16 protein-coding genes are annotated in these 18629 nt (G+C 66.6%); 11 read left to right on the plus strand and 5 right to left on the minus strand.

Going from position 1 to position 18629, the window contains the following annotated elements; genetic code table 11:
• Positions 1 to 27: 27 nt before the first annotated feature.
• The gene (locus ACPGXI_RS03835) at positions 28 to 1608 is read right to left on the minus strand and encodes an FMN-binding glutamate synthase family protein (RefSeq protein ID WP_526650021.1); all 1581 of its coding nucleotides are present in this window, start codon (positions 1606 to 1608) and stop codon (positions 28 to 30) included.
• Between the two features lie 74 nt (positions 1609 to 1682).
• On the opposite strand from ACPGXI_RS03835, the gene pheS reads away from it, so the two are divergent.
• The 10 genes from pheS (at position 1683) to argH (ending at position 13900) form a co-directional block, all read left to right on the plus strand.
• On the plus strand, positions 1683 to 2726 hold the full coding sequence (pheS, locus tag ACPGXI_RS03840) for a phenylalanine--tRNA ligase subunit alpha (RefSeq protein WP_526649946.1): 1044 nt from the start codon (positions 1683 to 1685) through the stop codon (positions 2724 to 2726).
• Positions 2726 to 5293, plus strand: coding sequence for a phenylalanine--tRNA ligase subunit beta (gene pheT / locus ACPGXI_RS03845; protein ID WP_526649948.1), 2568 nt, complete (start codon positions 2726 to 2728; stop codon positions 5291 to 5293). Before pheS ends, pheT begins: the two co-directional genes overlap by 1 nt.
• An 82-nt stretch (positions 5294 to 5375) precedes the next feature.
• Positions 5376 to 6410, plus strand: a complete 1035-nt coding sequence (gene argC, locus ACPGXI_RS03850) for an N-acetyl-gamma-glutamyl-phosphate reductase (protein ID WP_526649950.1) — start codon at positions 5376 to 5378, stop codon at positions 6408 to 6410.
• 5 nt (positions 6411 to 6415) lie between these two features.
• The gene (gene argJ / locus ACPGXI_RS03855; protein ID WP_526650023.1) at positions 6416 to 7603 is read left to right on the plus strand and encodes a bifunctional glutamate N-acetyltransferase/amino-acid acetyltransferase ArgJ; all 1188 of its coding nucleotides are present in this window, start codon (positions 6416 to 6418) and stop codon (positions 7601 to 7603) included.
• A complete protein-coding gene (gene argB / locus ACPGXI_RS03860; protein ID WP_526649952.1) occupies positions 7600 to 8532 on the plus strand; it encodes an acetylglutamate kinase in 933 nt (310 codons plus the stop codon). The genes argJ and argB overlap by 4 nt, the downstream gene beginning before the upstream one ends.
• Positions 8529 to 9728, plus strand: coding sequence for an acetylornithine transaminase (locus ACPGXI_RS03865; RefSeq protein ID WP_526649954.1), 1200 nt, complete (start codon positions 8529 to 8531; stop codon positions 9726 to 9728). Before argB ends, ACPGXI_RS03865 begins: the two co-directional genes overlap by 4 nt.
• 16 nt (positions 9729 to 9744) lie before the next feature.
• Positions 9745 to 10674 carry an ornithine carbamoyltransferase gene (argF, locus tag ACPGXI_RS03870; RefSeq protein WP_526649956.1) on the plus strand — a complete coding sequence of 310 codons (930 nt, stop codon included), beginning with the start codon at positions 9745 to 9747 and terminating at the stop codon, positions 10672 to 10674.
• Positions 10671 to 11156: an arginine repressor gene (locus ACPGXI_RS03875; protein ID WP_526649958.1), complete on the plus strand. Its 486-nt coding sequence runs from the start codon at positions 10671 to 10673 to the stop codon at positions 11154 to 11156. The genes argF and ACPGXI_RS03875 overlap by 4 nt, the downstream gene beginning before the upstream one ends.
• A 27-nt stretch (positions 11157 to 11183) precedes the next feature.
• Complete coding sequence (locus tag ACPGXI_RS03880; RefSeq protein ID WP_526649960.1) at positions 11184 to 12395, plus strand: argininosuccinate synthase; 1212 nt, start codon at positions 11184 to 11186, stop codon at positions 12393 to 12395.
• An 83-nt stretch (positions 12396 to 12478) separates the two neighbouring features.
• Complete coding sequence (gene argH, locus ACPGXI_RS03885) at positions 12479 to 13900, plus strand: argininosuccinate lyase (protein WP_526649962.1); 1422 nt, start codon at positions 12479 to 12481, stop codon at positions 13898 to 13900.
• A 100-nt stretch (positions 13901 to 14000) separates the two neighbouring features.
• On the opposite strand, the gene ACPGXI_RS03890 is transcribed toward argH, so the two are convergent.
• From ACPGXI_RS03890 to ACPGXI_RS03905, 4 genes are all read right to left on the minus strand, one after another.
• Positions 14001 to 14651, minus strand: coding sequence for a hypothetical protein (locus tag ACPGXI_RS03890; protein ID WP_526649964.1), 651 nt, complete (start codon positions 14649 to 14651; stop codon positions 14001 to 14003).
• 106 nt (positions 14652 to 14757) lie between these two features.
• Positions 14758 to 15471 carry a DUF4396 domain-containing protein gene (locus ACPGXI_RS03895; RefSeq protein WP_526649966.1) on the minus strand — a complete coding sequence of 238 codons (714 nt, stop codon included), beginning with the start codon at positions 15469 to 15471 and terminating at the stop codon, positions 14758 to 14760.
• Positions 15472 to 15689: 218 nt separating this feature from the next.
• Positions 15690 to 16640 (minus strand): M56 family metallopeptidase, encoded by a 951-nt coding sequence (locus tag ACPGXI_RS03900; protein WP_526649968.1) that lies wholly within the window; start codon positions 16638 to 16640, stop codon positions 15690 to 15692.
• Positions 16637 to 17020, minus strand: coding sequence for a BlaI/MecI/CopY family transcriptional regulator (locus tag ACPGXI_RS03905; protein WP_526650025.1), 384 nt, complete (start codon positions 17018 to 17020; stop codon positions 16637 to 16639). The genes ACPGXI_RS03900 and ACPGXI_RS03905 overlap by 4 nt, the downstream gene beginning before the upstream one ends.
• A gap of 265 nt (positions 17021 to 17285) precedes the next feature.
• Between ACPGXI_RS03905 and ACPGXI_RS03910 the strand changes: the two genes are divergently transcribed.
• Entirely contained in the window at positions 17286 to 18449 is a 1164-nt protein-coding gene (locus ACPGXI_RS03910) for an NAD(P)/FAD-dependent oxidoreductase (protein WP_526649970.1), read from the plus strand.
• The last annotated feature ends 180 nt before the right edge of the window (positions 18450 to 18629 follow it).

Below are 18629 nucleotides of genomic sequence, written 5' to 3' on the forward strand. Positions count from 1 at the left end.
GTCACTTCCAGTGAGCCGTTTGCGGGTTCACTGGAACCTCTCGGCGGACGCCTCGATCCAGTCCGACAGCCACGCCTGCGGAGGGCCATCGAGCAGTTCGCCCGGCATCAGCCAGTCATATATCTCGGCGTAGGTCCGCGCCCCCTGGCCCTCGGTGCGGCGGTTGAGCATGGCGGGGGACAGCTCGTGCAATCCCGTCAGTCCCATCGATGCCACGATCTGGGCGGCGCTGGCCACGGTGGCACGCTGGAAGTTGAATACCCTGGCCGTCTTGTCGGCGACATCGAGTGCCCTGGCGCGGGCAGGGTCCTGGGTGGCAACCCCGGTCGGACAACGGTTGGTATTGCACTTGAGCGCCTGTATGCAGCCGACCGCGAACATCATGGCCCGCGCGGACAACGTGAAGTCCGCCCCCTGGCAGATCCGGCTGACGATGTCGACACCGGTGGCCACCTTGCCCGACGCACCGATTTTGATCTGGTCCCGCAGTCCGGTGCCCACCAGGCTGTTGTGCACCAGCATCAGCCCCTCGGTGAGCGGCATCCCCACGTGATCCTCGAATTCCTGCGGCGCGGCCCCGGTTCCGCCCTCGGATCCGTCGACGATCACGAAGTCCGGAGCGATCCCGGTGGCCAGGATGCCCTTGCAGATCGACAGGAACTCGGAGCGGGAGCCGACGCAGAGTTTGAAACCCACCGGCTTGCCACCGGACATGCTGCGCAGGGACCCGATGAACTCCATGAGTTCAATCGGGGTCTGGAACGCGCCGTGCGCCGGTGGCGAGATCACCGTGTGTCCCACCGGGACCCCGCGTGTGGCAGCGATCTCCGGGCTGACCTTGGCGCCAGGAAGCACCCCGCCAAGACCTGGCTTGGCTCCCTGTGACAGTTTCACGGACACGGCTTTGACCGAGGGCATCGTCGCCTTCTCGGTGAACGGGGCGGGGTCGAAGCGTCCTTCGGTGTCGCGGCACCCGAAGTACCCCGATCCGATCTCCCAGATCAGGTCCCCACCGCCGCGCAGGTGATACGGGCTGATGCCACCCTCCCCGGTGTCATGAGCGAAGCCGCCGCGGGCCGCGCCCGCGTTGAGCGCCTCGACCGCGTTGGCAGACAACGACCCGAAGCTCATCGCCGACACATTCAGCAGTGCGATGTCGTAGGGCTGGCTGCACTCGGGACCGCCCAATCGCACCCGAGGATCGAGTTCGTCGGCGAAACGAGCGCGCAGCGAGTGCCTGAGAAACTCATAACCGACTGCGTTCACGTTGCGCTCGGTGCCGAAGGGTTCGGTGCTCTTGGTGCCCTTGGCGCGTTCGTAGACCATGTCGCGGGTCTCACGGTCGAACGGCGAGGCCTCGGTGTTGGACTCGATGAAGTACTGCCGGATCTCGGGTCGGATGAGCTCCATCAACCAGCGGATATGCCCGAAAATCGGATACAGCCGCAGAATCGTGTGCTGCTTTTGCGCCAAATCCCACGTGCCCAACGCGGCCAATGCCAGCAGCGGAACCGCGAGCACTGCCCACCATCCGCTGTGGAACGCCGCCAATGCCATGGCGGCGACGCCCAGGACCCATACTGCGCCGACGGTGAGGAGCCGATTCAACACCGCGTGAGGGTATCGCGCCGCGCGCCAAATGCAGGCGAAGTACGCCTAAGAGCATCGCCTATGATCGCCGGGTGGCTGATCAGCCAGTAGACCTATCAGACGGAGCGCTGGCCGAAGCGGTCAGCGCGGCCCGACATGCCTTCGCCCAGGCAACCACCCTGGAGGAGCTTGCCCACGCCAAGACCGAACACCTCGGTGACCGGTCGCCGATCGCGCTGGGGCGCCAGGCGCTCGGCTCGCTGCCCAAGGCCGACCGCGCCGACGCCGGAAAACGGGTCAACGTGGTGCGGGCCGATGTGCAGCGCGGCTACGAGGAGCGATTGGCGGTCCTGCGTGCCGAGCGGGACGCCGCGGTCCTGGTCGCCGAGCGAATCGACGTCACGCTGCCCTCGACCCGGCAGCCGATCGGCGCCCGGCACCCCATCACGATTCTGGCCGAGAACATCGCGGACACGTTCGTCGCGATGGGCTGGGAACTGGCCGAGGGCCCCGAGGTCGAGACGGAGCAGTTCAATTTCGACGCCCTGAACTTCCCGCCCGACCACCCGGCCCGCAGCGAACAGGACACGTTCCACGTGGCACCCGAGGGCTCCCGGCAGGTGTTGCGCACTCACACCTCGCCGGTGCAGATCCGCGCCCTGCTCGAGCGTGAGTTGCCGGTCTACATCATCTCGATCGGACGTACGTTCCGCACCGACGAGCTCGACGCCACCCACACCCCGGTGTTTCATCAGGTCGAGGGGCTCGCGGTGGACAAGAACCTGACGATGGCCAACCTGCGCGGCACCCTGGATGCGTTCGCGCGGGCCCAGTTCGGGCCGCAGGGACGGACCAGATTCCGGCCGCACTTCTTCCCCTTCACCGAGCCATCGGCCGAAGTCGACATCTGGTTCTCGAACAAGAAGGGCGGGCCCGGCTGGGTGGAATGGGGCGGCTGCGGAATGGTCGATCCGAACGTATTGCGCGCCTGCGGGATCGATCCCGAGGTCTACTCGGGCTTCGCCTTCGGCATGGGCCTGGAGCGCACCCTGCAGTTCCGCAACGGCATCCCCGACATGCGGGACATGGTCGAGGGCGACGTGCGCTTCTCGCTGCCGTTCGGGGTGGGGGCCTGATGCGCCTTCCCTACAGCTGGCTCCGCGAAGTCGTCCAGGCCGGCACGCCGGGCTGGGACGTGTCACCCGAGGAGCTGGAACGCACGCTGATCCGCATCGGCCACGAGGTGGAGGAGATCATCCCGGTCGGTCCCGTCACCGGTCCGCTGACCATCGGCCGGGTGGCCGAGATCGAAGAGCTGACCGAGTTCAAGAAGCCGATCCGCGCCGTCAGAGTGGACGTGGGCTCCCAGAACATCGGCGGTCAGCCGCGTGAGATCGGCGGTCAGCCGCGTGAGATCGGCGGTCAGCCGCGTGAGATCGTCTGCGGAGCAACTAATTTCGCTGTCGACGATCTCGTGGTTGTGGCCCTGCCGGGAACCGTGCTACCCAACGACTTCACCATCGCCGCGCGCCAGACCTACGGCCGTACTTCCGACGGAATGATCTGCTCGACGGCCGAACTCAATCTTGGCACCGACCATTCCGGCATCCTGGTCCTGCCCCCGGGTACCGCAGACCCGGGCGCACCCGCGGCCGAGGTGCTCGGCCTCGATGATGTGGTGTTCCACCTCGCGATCACCCCCGACCGCGGCTACTGCCTGTCGGTGCGTGGCATGGCCCGCGAAATCGCCACCGCCTATGACCTCGACTACGTCGATCCGGCCGACGTCGCGCCGTTGCCGATTGGCGGTGAGTCGGTACCGGTGACGGTCGAACCGGGCACCGGGGTGTTGCGGTTCGGGTTGCGACCAGTCACCGGAATAGATCCTGAAGCCCTGTCGCCGTGGTGGATTCAGCGCCGACTGTTGCTCAGCGGTATCCGGGCCATATCGCCTGCGGTGGATGTCACGAACTACGTGATGCTGGAGTTGGGCCACCCGATGCATGCCCACGACCGCAGCCTGATCACCGGCGGGTTCCGGGTGCGCTTCGCAGGCGCCGGAGAGACGGTCGTGACCCTCGATGACGTCGAAAGGCGCCTGGACCCCGCCGACGTGCTGATCGTCGACGATGTCGCCACCGCTGCGCTCGGCGGCGTGATGGGGGCGGGTACCACCGAGGTCCGTGGGAGCACCACCGACGTGTTGCTCGAGGCCGCAGTCTGGGATCCCGCCGCGGTGTCGCGCACCCAGCGGCGTCTGCACCTGTACAGCGAGGCCGGTCGCCGCTACGAACGCACGGTCGATCCAGCGGTATCGGTTGCCGCTCTGGACCGCTGCGCGGCTCTGCTCGCCGACATCGCCGGCGGCACGGCCGAACCCACGCTGACCGACTGGCGAGGCGACCCGCCCACCGACGATTGGTCGCACCCACCGGTGAGCATGCCAATCGACCTGCCCGATCGGACTGCGGGCTTCACCTATCCGCCGGGCACCGCGCAGAAGCGATTGCGGCAGATCGGCGCCGAGGTGACCGAGCACGGCGATCAGGTAACGGCCATACCGCCGAGTTGGCGTCCCGACATCCGCCGGCCCGCGGACCTGGTCGAAGAGGTGATGCGGCTCGAGGGCCTCGAGGTCATTCCGTCGGTGCTGCCGCCCGCACCCGCCGGACGTGGGCTCACTGCGGCCCAGAAGCGTCGTAGGTCGATCGGGAAATCGTTGGCGCTCAACGGCTACGTCGAGATCCTGCCGACCCCGTTCCTTGCCGAAGATATTTTCGATCGGTGGGGCCTACCGATCGATGATATTCGGAGGCAGACCACGCGGGTGGTCAATCCGCTGGAGTCCGATCGGCCCGAGTTGGCTACCACGCTGTTGCCCGCATTGCTGGAAGCCTTGGTGCGCAACGTGTCTCGGGGTGCGGCCGACGTCGCACTGTTCGCCGTCGCCCAGGTCGTCGAACCCACATCAGAAACCCGCGCCGTCGAACGTATCCCGAATGACCGTCGTCCCACCGACGATGAGATCGCAGTGCTCGATGCGTCGCTGCCCCGGCAGCCGCAGCACGTCGGGGCGGTACTTACCGGCGTGCGCGAACCGGCCGGCCCCTGGGGTCCTGGCCGCCCGGCCCATCCATCCGATGCGTTCGAGGCGGTGCGGATAATCGGGCGAGCCTGCGGTGTCGAGTTGACTTTGCGGCCGGCCCAGCGGCTGCCGTGGCATCCCGGTCGGTGCGCGAAGGTTCTGGCCGGTACTTCCGGGGGTGACAATCCAGAGGACTCGGTGGTAATCGGGTATGCCGGACAGCTGCACCCCGCGGTGGTCGAGCGCTGCGGTCTGCCCAAGGGCACCTGCGCGCTCGAGCTGGATCTCGACGCCATTGCGATCACCGAGCGCCTGCCGGTGCCGTCGGTGTCGCCATTTCCCGCGGTGTTTCAAGATGTCGCCGTCGTCGTCGGCGACGATGTCGCTGCCCAGAGCGTTGTCGAGGCTGTCCGCGCCGGTGCCGGAGAACTGCTGGAAGACGTTCGGCTGTTCGATGTCTACACCGGCCCCCAGGTCGGTGACGGGCGCAAGTCTCTGGCGCTGGCACTGCGGTTTCGCGCGCCCGACCGCACCCTCACCGAGGAGGAGGCCAGCGCGGCCCGGGACGCGGCCGTCGCGAACGCCGGTGCCGTCCTGGGAGCGGTGCTGCGCACGTGAGCTGAGTCCGGGAGTGGCCGGAACTCCCCGACGCGCCAAAATTGATTTGCAGCCAGATGCATAACGATGCACAATCGGCGGTATGACATCCGTTGCGGTGGCCGGTGCGAGTGGCTATGCCGGGGGCGAGATCCTGCGCTTGCTCCTCGGTCACCCGGCGTATGCGGCGGGCAGGCTGACCATCGGTGCGCTGACCGCGGCCACCAGCGCGGGCACCACCGTGGCCGAGCATCACCCGCACCTGCTGCCCCTGGCAGACCGGACACTGGCGCCTACCGACGTCGGGCTGCTGTCCGGTCACGACGTGGTGTTCCTGGGGTTGCCCCACGGGCACTCGGCGGCGCTGGCCGAAGAGCTCGGACCGGACACGCTCATCATCGACTGCGGGGCAGACTTCCGGCTCACTGAATCGGCCGACTGGGAGCGGTTCTACGGCACCGAACATGCCGGCAGCTGGCCTTACGGACTGCCCGAGTTGCCCGGTGCCCGTGAGCGACTGCGGGGTGCCAAGCGTGTTGCCGTGCCGGGCTGTTATCCGACCGCTGCGCTGCTGGCGCTGTGGCCCGCGCTTGCCGAGGGACTCATCGAACCCGCGGTTACCGTCGTCGCGGTCAGCGGCACCTCGGGCGCCGGCCGCGCTGCCAAAGTGGATCTGTTGGGTTCTGAGGTCATCGGTTCAGCGCGCGCGTACAACATCGGCGGCAAGCACCGGCACACCCCGGAGATCGCGCAGGGCCTACGTGCGGTCACCGCAGGCCAGGTCACCGTGTCGTTCACCCCGGTCTTGATCCCCACGGCCCGCGGCATCCTGGCCACCTGCACCGCGCGCACTTCTGCCGGGCTGCCCCAACTGCGTGCCGCCTACGAAAAAGCCTACCGAGACGAGCCTTTCGTGCATCTGCTGCCAGAGGGGCAGCTTCCCAAGACGGGGGCGGTGATCGGCAGCAATGCCGCCCAGGTCGCCGTCGCGGTCGACGAGGACGCGCAGACATTTCTCGCGATTCTGGCCATTGACAACCTCACCAAGGGCACCGGAGGTGCGGCAGTGCAGTCGATGAACCTCGCGCTGGGCTGGTCCGAGACCGACGGACTCTCGACGGTGGGAGTGGCTCCGTGACCCGGATGCTGCGCACCCAGGGCGTGACGGCGCCGGAGGGGTTCCGGGCGACTGGAATAACCGCCGGCATCAAGGCCTCCGGCGATCTTGACTTGGCGCTGGTGTTCAACGAGGGACCCGACTACTCCGCGGCGGGCGTATTCACCCGCAACAAGGTGAAGGCCGCCCCGGTGCTGTGGTCTCAGCAGGTGCTGGCCACCGGACGGCTCCGGGCGGTCATCCTGAATTCCGGGGGAGCCAACGCCTGCACCGGCCCGGCGGGCTTTCAGGACACCCACGCCACCGCAGAGGCCGTTGCGGCCGCGCTGTCGGACTGGGGCACCGAGACCGGGGCGATAGAGGTTGCGGTCTGCTCGACGGGGTTGATCGGTGACCGCCTGCCGATGGACAAGGTGCTCGCCGGTATCCAGGAGATCGTGCACGAGATGGCAGGTGGCCTGACCGGCGGCGAGGAGGCTGCGCGGGCCATCATGACCACCGACACCGTACCCAAACAGGTTGCGCTGCATCACCATGACAACTGGACTCTGGGCGGGATGGCCAAGGGCGCGGGGATGCTGGCCCCCTCGCTGGCCACCATGCTCAGCGTCATCACCACCGACGCCGTGGCCGATTCGGCTGCCCTGCGGTCCGCACTGGATCACGCGGTCTCGCGCAGCTTCGACCGACTCGACGTGGACGGCAGCTGCTCGACGAACGACACGGTGCTGCTGTTCTCCTCGGGCGCAAGCGAGATCACGCCCACCCAGGACGACCTCAACGCCGCGGTGTTGAAGGTCTGCGACGACCTGTGCGACCAATTGCAGGCCGATGCTGAAGGCGCCACCAAGTCGATCGTGGTCACCGTCACCGGCGCGGTCAGTGAGCACGACGCCCTCACCGCCGCCCGAGTGGTGGCGCGGGACAGCCTGGTCAAGACCGCACTGTTCGGCTCCGACCCGAACTGGGGACGAGTTCTCGCGGCCGTCGGCATGGCGCCGGTGACTCTGGATGCAGAACGGATCACCGTCTCCTTCAACGGCTTCCCGGTGTGCATCGACAGCGTCGGTGCACCTGGCGCGCGTGAGGTCGATCTGTCGGGGGAGGATATCGCGGTGACCGTCGACCTGGGTGTCGGAACAGCTTCGGCCGAGATCCGCACCACCGACCTCTCCCACGACTATGTCGAAGAGAACTCGGCCTACAGCTCATGAGCGTGACGATGCCCGACAAGGCGAAGGTGCTCGCCGAGGCGTTGCCGCGACTCAAGGCGCTGCACGATGAGATCGTCGTAGTGAAGTACGGCGGCAACGCCATGACCGACGACACACTCAAGGCTGCTTTCGCCGCCGACATGGTCTTCCTGCGAAACTGCGGGATCCATCCCGTCGTGGTCCACGGTGGCGGCCCGCAGATCAGCGCCATGCTCGAGAAACTGGGGATCGCAGGTGATTTCAAGGGAGGCTTCCGCGTCACCACCCCCGAGGTGCTCGACGTCGCACGCATGGTGCTCTTCGGTCAGGTCGGCCGGGAACTGGTGAACCTGATCAATGCCCACGGCCCGTACGCCGTCGGGATCACCGGAGAGGACGCGCACTTGTTCACCGCGGTACGGCGCACCGCGGTGGTCGACGGCATCGCCACCGACATCGGTCTGGTGGGTGACGTCGCCCGGGTCAACACCCATGCGGTGCTGGACCTGATCGATGCCGGCCGGATACCCGTCGTGTCGACGATCGCGCCCGACACCGAAGGGCGCGTCTACAACGTCAACGCCGACACCGCGGCAGCCGCTTTGGCCGAGGCCCTCGGTGCCCAGAAACTGATCATGCTCACCGATGTCGAGGGCTTGTACACCAACTGGCCGGATCGCGGCTCGCTGGTCAGCGAGATCGATGTGACCGCTCTGACACAGCTGCTCCCCAGACTGGAATCGGGCATGGTGCCCAAGATCGAAGCCTGTCTGCGCGCGGTCGGCGGCGGGGTGCCGAGCGCGCACGTCATCGACGGACGCATCGAGCACAGCGTGCTGGTCGACCTTTTCACCAACGAAGGCGCAGGCACGAAGGTGGTGCGTCCGACGCCGAAGCCGGAGCCGGGTACGAGCTCCGGTGACAAGTCGAACCACGGGGGCGCAGCGTGACAGACAAGACCCCGCTGCTGGACCGGTGGTCGGCGGTGATGACCAACAATTACGGCACCCCGCCGCTAGCACTGGCCAGCGGCGACGGTGCCGTGGTCACCGACGTGGCAGGCAAGTCCTACCTGGATCTTCTGGGTGGCATCGCGGTGAACATCTTGGGACATCGCCATCCCGCGATCATCGACGCGGTGACGGTACAGCTCGCCACGCTGGGTCACACGTCCAACCTGTACGCCACCGAGCCGGGCGTTGCGCTGGCCGAAGCGCTCGTCGGACTCCTCGGCGCTCCGGCGCGCGTTTTTTTCTGCAACTCGGGCGCCGAAGCCAACGAGGCCGCCTTCAAGATCACCCGGTTGACCGGCCGGACGAAACTCGTTGCCGCCCAGGGCGCCTTTCACGGTCGCACGATGGGTGCGCTCGCGCTCACCGGCCAGCCATCCAAGCAGGCCCCGTTCGCCCCGTTGCCCGGCGAGGTCACCCACGTGCCCTACGGGAACGTCGAAGAACTTGCCCGCGTGGTGAATACCGATACCGCCGCGGTCTTCCTGGAGCCGATCATGGGGGAGGGCGGGGTTGTCGTTCCGCCGGCCGGATACCTGTCAGCCGCACGTGAGATCACCGCCGCGCAGGGCGCCCTGCTGGTCCTCGACGAGGTCCAGACAGGGGTCGGTCGGACCGGAACGTTCTTCGCACATCAGCATGACGGGATCACCCCCGATGTCGTGACGCTCGCCAAGGGGCTGGGCGGGGGCCTGCCCATCGGCGCCTGTCTGGCCGTCGGCCCGGCGGGCGACCTGCTCACCCCTGGGCTGCACGGCAGCACGTTCGGGGGTAATCCGGTGTGTGCGGCGGCGGCGCTGGCGGTCCTCGAGGTCCTTGCCGACGGGTGCCTGATCGACCGCGCCGACACGCTGGGCAAGACGATCCGCCAGCGAACCGAAGCGCTGGGCCATCCCTTGGTCGACCACGTTCGTGGCCGAGGGCTGCTCCTGGGCCTGGTGCTGACCGCCGATGCGGCCAAGCCGGTGGAGATTGCCGCGCGCGACGCGGGCTTTCTGGTCAATGCCGCAGCCCCCGACGTCGTCAGGCTGGCCCCTCCATTGGTGATCACCGAGACCCAGGTCGAGGACTTCCTGTCCGCCCTGCCGGCCATCCTGGATGAGGCGAACACCAAGGTGAATGCCGGTGGAGAATAGACGTGGAGAATAGAAGATGACCCGACACTTCCTGCGCGACGACGACCTGACTCCCGGGGAGCAGGCTGAGGTGCTGGCGCTGGCCGCGGAACTGAAGCAGACACCCTTCGCGCGCCGTCCGCTCGAGGGCCCCCGTGGGGTCGCAGTGATCTTCGACAAGAACTCCACCCGAACCCGGTTCTCTTTCGAGGTGGGCATCGCACAACTGGGCGGCCATGCCGTGGTGGTCGACGGCCGCAGTACCCAGCTGGGTCGGGACGAGACGCTGGAGGACACCGGCCGGGTGCTGTCCCGCTACGTCGACGCCATCGTGTGGCGGACCTTCGCGCAGGAGCGACTCAGCGCCATGGCTTCGGGGGCCTCGGTACCGATTGTCAATGCGCTGTCCGACGACTTCCACCCGTGCCAGGTGTTGGCCGACCTGCAGACGCTGGCCGAACGTAAGGGTGCTCTGAAAGGACTGCGGCTCAGCTACTTCGGGGATGGGGCCAACAACATGGCGCACTCGCTGATGCTGGGCGGGGTCACCGCCGGTGTCGACGTCACCGTCGCCGCCCCACCTGAATTCGAAACCGATCCCGTGTTCGTGGCCGCCGCCGAGGCTCGCGCCGCGGAGACCGGGGCCACCGTCACGCTCACCAGCGACCCGATCCAGGCGGCCACCGGCGCGGACGTTCTGGTGACCGATACGTGGACGTCGATGGGGCAGGAGAACGACGGCCTGGACCGGGTGCGTCCGTTCCAGCCGTTCCAGCTGAATACTGAGTTGCTGGCTCACGCGGATTCAGAAGCCGTTGTGCTGCATTGTCTTCCCGCACATCGCGGTCATGAAATCACCGATGAGGTGATCGACGGTCCACAGAGCGCGGCCTGGGACGAGGCGGAGAATCGGTTGCACGCCCAGAAGGCTTTACTGGTCTGGCTGCTCGAGCAGGGTCCGCGATGACCAGCGCAGCTACCCGGGCCGGACGGCAGGCCAGGATCATCGCACTGCTGTCTGCCCTGGCGGTCCACAGTCAGACCGAACTGGCCGCGCTGCTGGCCGACGAGGGAATCGACGTCACACAGGCCACCTTGTCCCGCGACCTCGAAGAACTCGGCGCGGTCAAGCTTCGGGGTGCCGACGGCGGGGTCGGAGTCTATGTGGTGCCCGAGGATGGCAGCCCGGTGCGCGGTGTCACCGGAGGCACCGAACGGGTGTCGCGACTGCTCGTGGAACTACTGGTGTCCACTGATGCCAGCGGAAACCTCGCCGTGCTGCGTACGCCGCCGGGGGCGGCACACTATCTGGCCAGCGCCATCGACCGTGCCGCCCTACCGTACGTGGTCGGCACGATCGCCGGCGATGACACCATCCTGATGGTGGCCCGCGAGCCGATGACCGGCGCGGACTTGGCCGCTACGGTCGAAAGCCTGTCACGAGCCTGAAGTAGCTTGAACGAGAAGGAGTTCCATATGCCGCAGTCGGGGTCCGAGCGCGTCATTCTCGCGTATTCCGGCGGTCTGGACACGTCGGTCGCGATCAGCTGGATCGGTAAGGAGACCGGTCGTGAGGTGGTCGCGGTCGCCATCGACTTGGGCCAGGGTGGCGAGGATATGGAGATCGTGCGCCAGCGCGCACTGGACTGCGGCGCCATCGAGGCGGTCGTGGTCGACGCCCGGGACGAGTTCGCCGATCAGTACTGCCTGCCGGCGATTCAGTCCAACGCGCTCTACATGGATCGCTATCCGCTGGTGTCGGCCCTGAGCCGGCCGTTGATCGTCAAGCACCTGGTGGATGCCGCCCGGGAGCACGGCGGCGGCATCGTGGCACACGGATGCACCGGCAAGGGCAACGACCAAGTGCGCTTCGAGGTCGGATTCGCCTCATTGGCACCCGATCTCGAGGTTCTTGCACCGGTGCGCGATTACGCCTGGACTCGCGAGAAGGCCATCGCCTTCGCCGAGGAGAACGCCATCCCGATCAACGTCACGAAGCGCTCGCCGTTTTCCATCGACCAGAACGTCTGGGGCCGTGCGGTGGAAACCGGCTTCCTCGAACATCTTTGGAATTCGCCGACCAAGGATGTGTACGACTACACAGAAGACCCGACGGTCAACTGGGGGGTCCCCGACGAGGTGGTCATCGGCTTCGACAAGGGGGTTCCGGTGTCGGTGGATGGACGCAGGGTTTCCGTTCTCCAGGCCATCGAAGAGCTCAATCGTCGCGCGGGGGAGCAGGGCGTGGGTCGGCTCGACGTGGTCGAGGACCGGCTGGTCGGCATCAAGAGCCGGGAGATCTACGAAGCACCCGGTGCGATGGTGCTGATCACTGCCCACACCGAGCTCGAACACGTCACGCTTGAGCGTGAACTGGGTAGATTCAAGCGCAGTACCGATCAGAAGTGGGGCGAGCTGGTCTACGACGGCCTCTGGTATTCGCCCCTGAAGACGGCGCTCGAGTCGTTCGTGGCCAAGACCCAGGAGCACGTGACCGGTGAGATCCGGCTGGTGCTGCACGGCGGGCACATCGCGGTGAACGGGCGCCGCAGCGCGGCATCGCTGTACGACTTCAACCTCGCCACCTACGATGAGGGCGACACCTTCGATCAGTCTGCGGCCAAGGGATTCGTGCACGTGCACGGTCTGTCATCGAGCCTCTCGGCCCGCCGGGACCTCGCCCAATGACCGCGAGCGCGCGTGTCTGCACGCCGGCGCGCCGCAAACTCTGTACCGACGCGCGCGCTCGCGCCACCACGAGGGTGACATAAATGAGCACCAACGATGGTTCCCTGTGGGGTGGCCGATTCGCCGATGGCCCCTCGGATGCGTTGACCGCACTGAGCAAGTCGACGCACTTCGACTGGGTGCTCGCGCCCTACGACGTTGTGGCCTCGAAAGCCCACACCCGGGTGCTGTTCCGGGCCGGCTTGCTCACTGCGGAGCAGCGTGATGGTCTGCTCGCGGCCCTGGACGACCTTGGCGCTGATGTCCGCGACGGCAGCTTCGGCCCGTTGGACAGCGACGAGGACGTGCACGGAGCGATGGAGCGCGGGCTGATCGACCGCGCCGGTGCCGATCTGGGCGGCAGGCTTCGTGCTGGCCGATCACGAAACGATCAGGTCGCCACCCTGTTTCGGCTTTGGCTGCGCGACGCGATCCGCCGTGTCGCCGACGGCGCTCTGGAGGTCGTGTCGGCGCTGTGTGCCCAGGCGGTCGAACATCCCACCGCGATTCTGCCGGGCAAGACCCACCTGCAGTCCGCGCAGCCGATTCTGCTGGCGCACCACCTGCTGGCGCATGCGCATCCGCTGCTGCGCGACGTCGACCGGCTCATCGACTTCGACAGGCGCGCCGCGGTGTCGCCGTACGGCTCGGGCGCGCTGGCGGGCTCCTCGCTCGGCCTGGATCCGGACACAATTGCCGCGGAGCTGGGTTTCCACACCGCCGCGGATAATTCTGTCGACGCCACCGCATCGCGGGACTTCGCCGCCGAGGCGGCGTTCGTCTTGACCATGATCGGCGTTGACCTATCACGGCTGGCCGAGGATATAATCCTCTGGAGCACAACAGAATTCGGCTACGTGGCGCTACATGATTCATGGTCGACGGGTAGCTCGATCATGCCGCAGAAGAAGAACCCCGACATCGCCGAACTGGCCCGGGGCAAGTCGGGCCGGTTGATCGGAAACCTGACCGGCCTGCTGGCCATGCTGAAAGCGCAGCCGCTGGCCTACAACCGCGACCTTCAGGAAGACAAGGAGCCGGTGTTCGACTCCGTGACGCAGTTGGAGCTGCTGCTTCCCGCGATGGCCGGCCTGGTCGCCACTTTGCGCTTCGATGAGGGCCGGATGGCCGAGCTTGCCCCGCTCGGATACACCCTGGCCACCGACGTTGCCGAATGGCTGGTGCGGCGCGGAGTGCCGTTCCGGGTGGCCCACGAGGCGGCCGGAGCCGCGGTGCGGGCAGCCGAGGCCCGGGGCGTCGGGTTGGAAGACATCGGGGACGCCGAACTGGCCGCGATCCACCCCGATCTCACTCCCGAGGTGCGCACCGTGCTCACGGTTGCAGGATCGGTGACTTCCCGCGATGCCCGGGGCGGGACCGCGCCCGTGCAGGTCGCCAGGCAACTCGGCACGGTGCAAGACACCAGCGACCGGTTGCGGCAGCGGCTGGAGCGCCCGGGACGGTAGCGCAGGGGTCTGCTCAGGGGTGTCCCTCTGGGATGCGTCTTTGGAACATTGCTCGGTGGCCCTCCTCTGATGACGTTTATGGCCTTGGTGCCGGCCGGTATCAGTCGTGCTCGTGCTCGTGGACGTGGTGGTGTGGTGGTTCCGGCGCTGGGGGCTGCGGCGTGGTGGGAGGGCTGTCGATTTGCGGTGCATCGGGAGGTATGACGGTGGGAGAGCGATGGTGGTCGTGGTACCCGTGGGAGCCACTTGGCAGGTGGTGGCCATGCTCTAGACCAGAGATCACGCCGATCGTGACGGCCGTGGCGACGGCGGTGCCGGCAGCTGCCAGCACACTTCCGGACGTTATCGCTGACACGCTGCCGGCGCGGTTGCGCCGAGACCACGCCCAGCCAGCACTGATGATCAACGTGGTCTCCAGGAGCGCGGCGGCAACGTCAGCTGCCTGCGTCGTTTCGGGTTCGCCCGCGTGCTCGCCGAACGGCATGCCTGCGGTGCGAGACAGTGCCCACAACGCGATGGTTCCGACATTCACGGCGATTCCGGTGGCGAGGACCGTCGAATTCGGATGGGCAAGGATGACGATCGCCCAGCCGAATTGGAATGCTGCGATCAGTGCGAAGAAGATGCCGGACAGCGCCCATTCTTCCCAGTGCCCCGGCAGCACCGCAAAGTGAATGAGCGCCACTCCTAGCGAGGCGGCGGCCGCCACCCACAATGCCACCGCACTGTCCGTCTTCGGGGCTGCGCTCAAGACCTCTGCCCACGACGTGGTCGGACCCGATCACGGTGAAGCCCATGAAATCCTGCGTCTGGACTACTGGGGCATAAGCCGTGGCGGGTTGCTCCGAGCAGCCGCACTACGTTGCCTCGGCAGATTCGAGTACCGACTGTGGCGTGCCCCGTGCCAACAGCCACTTCACCATGGGATAGGCGGTGAGAAAGCCCAGCATGATCCCGCCCCACATCACCAGCCAGAACGCGATCGTGGAGTGCGAATAGCCCAGGACGAAGGCCACGATTAGCATCGCGGCGCCCATGCCCAGGTCGAAAGCGATAATCGCCAGTACCGAGATGAACGTGGCCACCCGAAGACGCTTGCCCGGCGTCGAACGCCCTTCGTAGGCGACGCTCAGCGCGTAGTACTCGTAGGCGATCAGCAGCGGCAACGCGAACACCGCAACCAGCAGGATCATCGGCCACACGTGCTCGCCGGCGATTGTGATGCCAGTTAGGCCTACGATCGGCACCGCTATCGCGTGGCCGACAAACGAGGCGGCTCCGCCCGGTACGGTCTCGACGGCGGCCTGCTCCCGAAGTCCGAGTTCTGGTGTGGCGCCGTTGCGCCTTTGCCACTTCTGGGTGGCTGGGCGACCCCATCGGTAGTAGGCCCACAGCCCCAGCGGACCCGCCCAAATGGCGGTGATGGGCCACACGATCTCCATCGGTGTAAGACGCTGGCGATACCCGGCCAAATAGGTATCAGCGAGAATCCAGGCCGCGAACAGCACCCCCAGCCCGGTGTACACCCAGCCAGATACCGTCACCCACGTAGGGGCCATGGAGACAGACATCTCGTGCATCTCATCCATTCAACGTCCTCTCTCTCGGCTGGCGGCCACGACTCTCTCGGCTGGCGGCCACGACAGCCCCGCGCGTCAGTGGCTTGTCGCGGTCGTCGACGCGGGGTCCACCAGGTGGTTACGACACCGAGACTCAACAGCCGACCAGTTCTCCGTATCTACTACGTACGTAGATATACAGTGTTTGTTCTCGGCGGTCAAGGAGGGTATTACATGCCGCACATCAGCACGCCGGAGGCGGCCAACGCGGCGATGAGTAACGGCCCGGCGACGATTGCCACCACGGTGCTCGTCAGGGCGGCCGCGCATCGTGCGGTAATCATCCGATTGGGGAGCGATGATTCGGTAAGGCGTTCAGCGCGCTCAAGTACCGCGACATCAGCCGCACCAAGCGCGCCCACGGGGGCTGCGCCCGACATGGTCAGCAAGCCCGCCAACAGCGGTTCTCGGCCGTGGCGGCGGGCGGCGACGTCGTCGGCGCACATCTCCAACAAACGCGAAACATGTTCGGCGCCTTCGGTCATCAGCGCAAGGCGCGGGAAGGCGCCGGCCAGGCTGCGCAGAGTGGCAACGATACGAGGATGACGCCCGGCTAGATGAGCGCGTTCGTGGGCAAGCACCGCGTCAAGTTGGTGTTCGTCCAGCGCGGCCATGGCGGCGCTGGTGACCACGATCGCCGACGGGCGACCCGATATGCAGTACGCGGCGGGTGTGTCGCCGTCGAGAACGCGCACATCCGGCGCCGACGTTCGACGGCCCACCACATGAACGGCCTCTGCATGCTGATACGAGCGGCGGCGCATGCTGGCAAATGTGCGCGTCAGCCGGGCGGCGGCGACGCTCATCGCAACGATCGCGGCAAGGCCGAGGCCGAGCAGCGCGATCTGCGGCAACGGTCCCGTCTGCCCGGTGGCGATCACCCGCAACTGGGCGACACAGGACGCGATGAGCGACTGGCGATGGTTGCCGTGGGCGATGAATTGGGCGACGAGGGCGATCACCGCTGCCGCTGTCCCGATCAGCACCGTGCCGATTGCGGTCAGCCATGCCGCCACGGCTAAACGCGGCGCCAGGCCGCCGCGGGTCAGCCGGCCCAACACCGGGGGCCCACCGATAACAATCAGCAGGCTGTAGAGCAGCAGGCAAGCGGCAATGGTCACTTTCGTCTCGCCCGCTTCGATAACCGTTGCAGCGCTGCACGCAACCCTTCGGATTCCTCGGCGCTGATCTGTTTCACGAAGTGACTCAGCACTAGGTCGGGGCGTCCACCGCCGTCGAGCGCATCTCGCATCAACCGCGCGCTGTGTTCTTCGCGCGACAGTGTCGCCCAATACCGGTAGGCCTTACCTTCGCGCTCCCGCGCGAGCCAGCCCTTGGTGTGCAAGTTGTCCATCGTCGACATCACCGTGGTGTAGGCGATGTCGCGCTCGGTGACGAGCTGGTCGAAAATGTCGCGCACGGTCGTCGACGCTTCAGGGTCACGATCCCAGATGCGGTCCATGATGACCGCTTCGAGATCTCCAAAACTCCTTACCCGCACCGCTGCCTCCCAGCCTGACCTGTCGGCAGTGTAGTCCCTCATCGGACTGCCTCCTCGGTATTGAACAGCGCCGCAGATCCGCTTGCGCCTCGTCGAGAGTAAAGTACTATCTGCGTACGTAGAACGTAGATAGGTGAGTTTGGCGCATCCGCCGAGCGCACCCAATGAGCCCGACGTTGAGTCGGGAGAGTGCACTGCGACCGATGACGGGACAGATATGGCGAACACCTTTGAGAGGCGCACGACCTATAGGCCTGGCGCGAACATGACACCGGGCGCGAAGCGGCAGGGCGTGGTGGTGATCGGCGCCGGGGTGAGTGGGCTCACCACCGCATTGGTGCTGGCGCGGCGTGGCTGGCGCGTCACTGTGCTCGCCGACGCTTTCGGCGCGGACACGGTGTCGACGGTGGCCGGGGCGGTTTGGGAGTTTCCACCATCAGTATGTGGGCGCCACCACGACCAAGCTGTATTGGCCCGTTCGGCGGGCTGGGCGATGACGTCCTATCACCGCTTCGCCCAGCTGGCCGCCAACCCCCACGCCGGAGTGAGCCTGCGACCTGCGGTGTTCTACTTCTGCCATCGTGTCGAGGACCACCCCGCCGAACTCCATAAAATGCGGCAACTCGAGCAGCGCCTACCTGGGTTTCTCTACGACCCCGAACTCATCACCGCACACGGGATCAACCCCGACACCGGAATCATCGATGCCTACTCTCACCTCACCGCTACCGTCGACACCGACCGCTACCTTGTCTGGTTGACTCAGCAGGCCCAAAGGTGCGGCGTGGCGATCATTCACCGCACGGTTCGTGGACCGCTTGTCTCCCGTCAGCAGCAGTTGTGCGCTGAGTTCGGCGCCGAGGTGATCGTCAATTGCACCGGCCTAGGATCGCTCGAACTATGCCCCGACACCACGATGGACCCGCACCGCGGCGCAGTGTTGCGCGTGCTCAATGACGGGACCACGATGCCACGCATCAACGCCGTGCACGCGGTGGCCAACGACCCCGACACCGTCGGCCAAAACATGATCTTCATCGTCCCCCGCGGTGAGGACAGGTTGCTCATCGGCGGGCTGGTCGAGCCCGGCGAATGGGGCACTGACGTCAACGCCGAGGACCAGGCGATCCGCGACATGCTCGCCCGCGCAGTCGAATTCCTGCCGGCCCTGGGTGATGCCCAACCAGACTCCGCCGACCCGCTACGCGTCGGGCTGCGCCCGTTCCGCGCCGCCGGCGTACGCGTTCAGCCCCAACCCGGCACCTCAATTTTGCACAACTACGGCCACGGCGGCGCCGGAGTAACCCTGTCCTGGGGCTGCGCCGAAGAGGTCGCCGACCTCGCCGAGGGCGTCGGGGCAAACAACGCGGCAACACCCGGGCCAACCAGGCACGCTGAGCCGATCGGAGGCACCCGACCATTTGCTTGAACGACTTCATAGCAGCAATCAGCCCACTTGAATCAGCATCGTCCATATGACGGAGGAATCGACCCATGACCGAATCGCCAGAGTCCTCAACCCAGTCCGCTGGCGCAAGCCCATCGTCACCCATGCTTGGCGCCGCCTCCAACGAGCAACACTCTGGCCCGCCCAGTCGGCTTAATCAGG

This window comes from Mycobacterium sp. (genome assembly GCF_049608025.1).
Taxonomy (GTDB): domain Bacteria; phylum Actinomycetota; class Actinomycetes; order Mycobacteriales; family Mycobacteriaceae; genus Mycobacterium.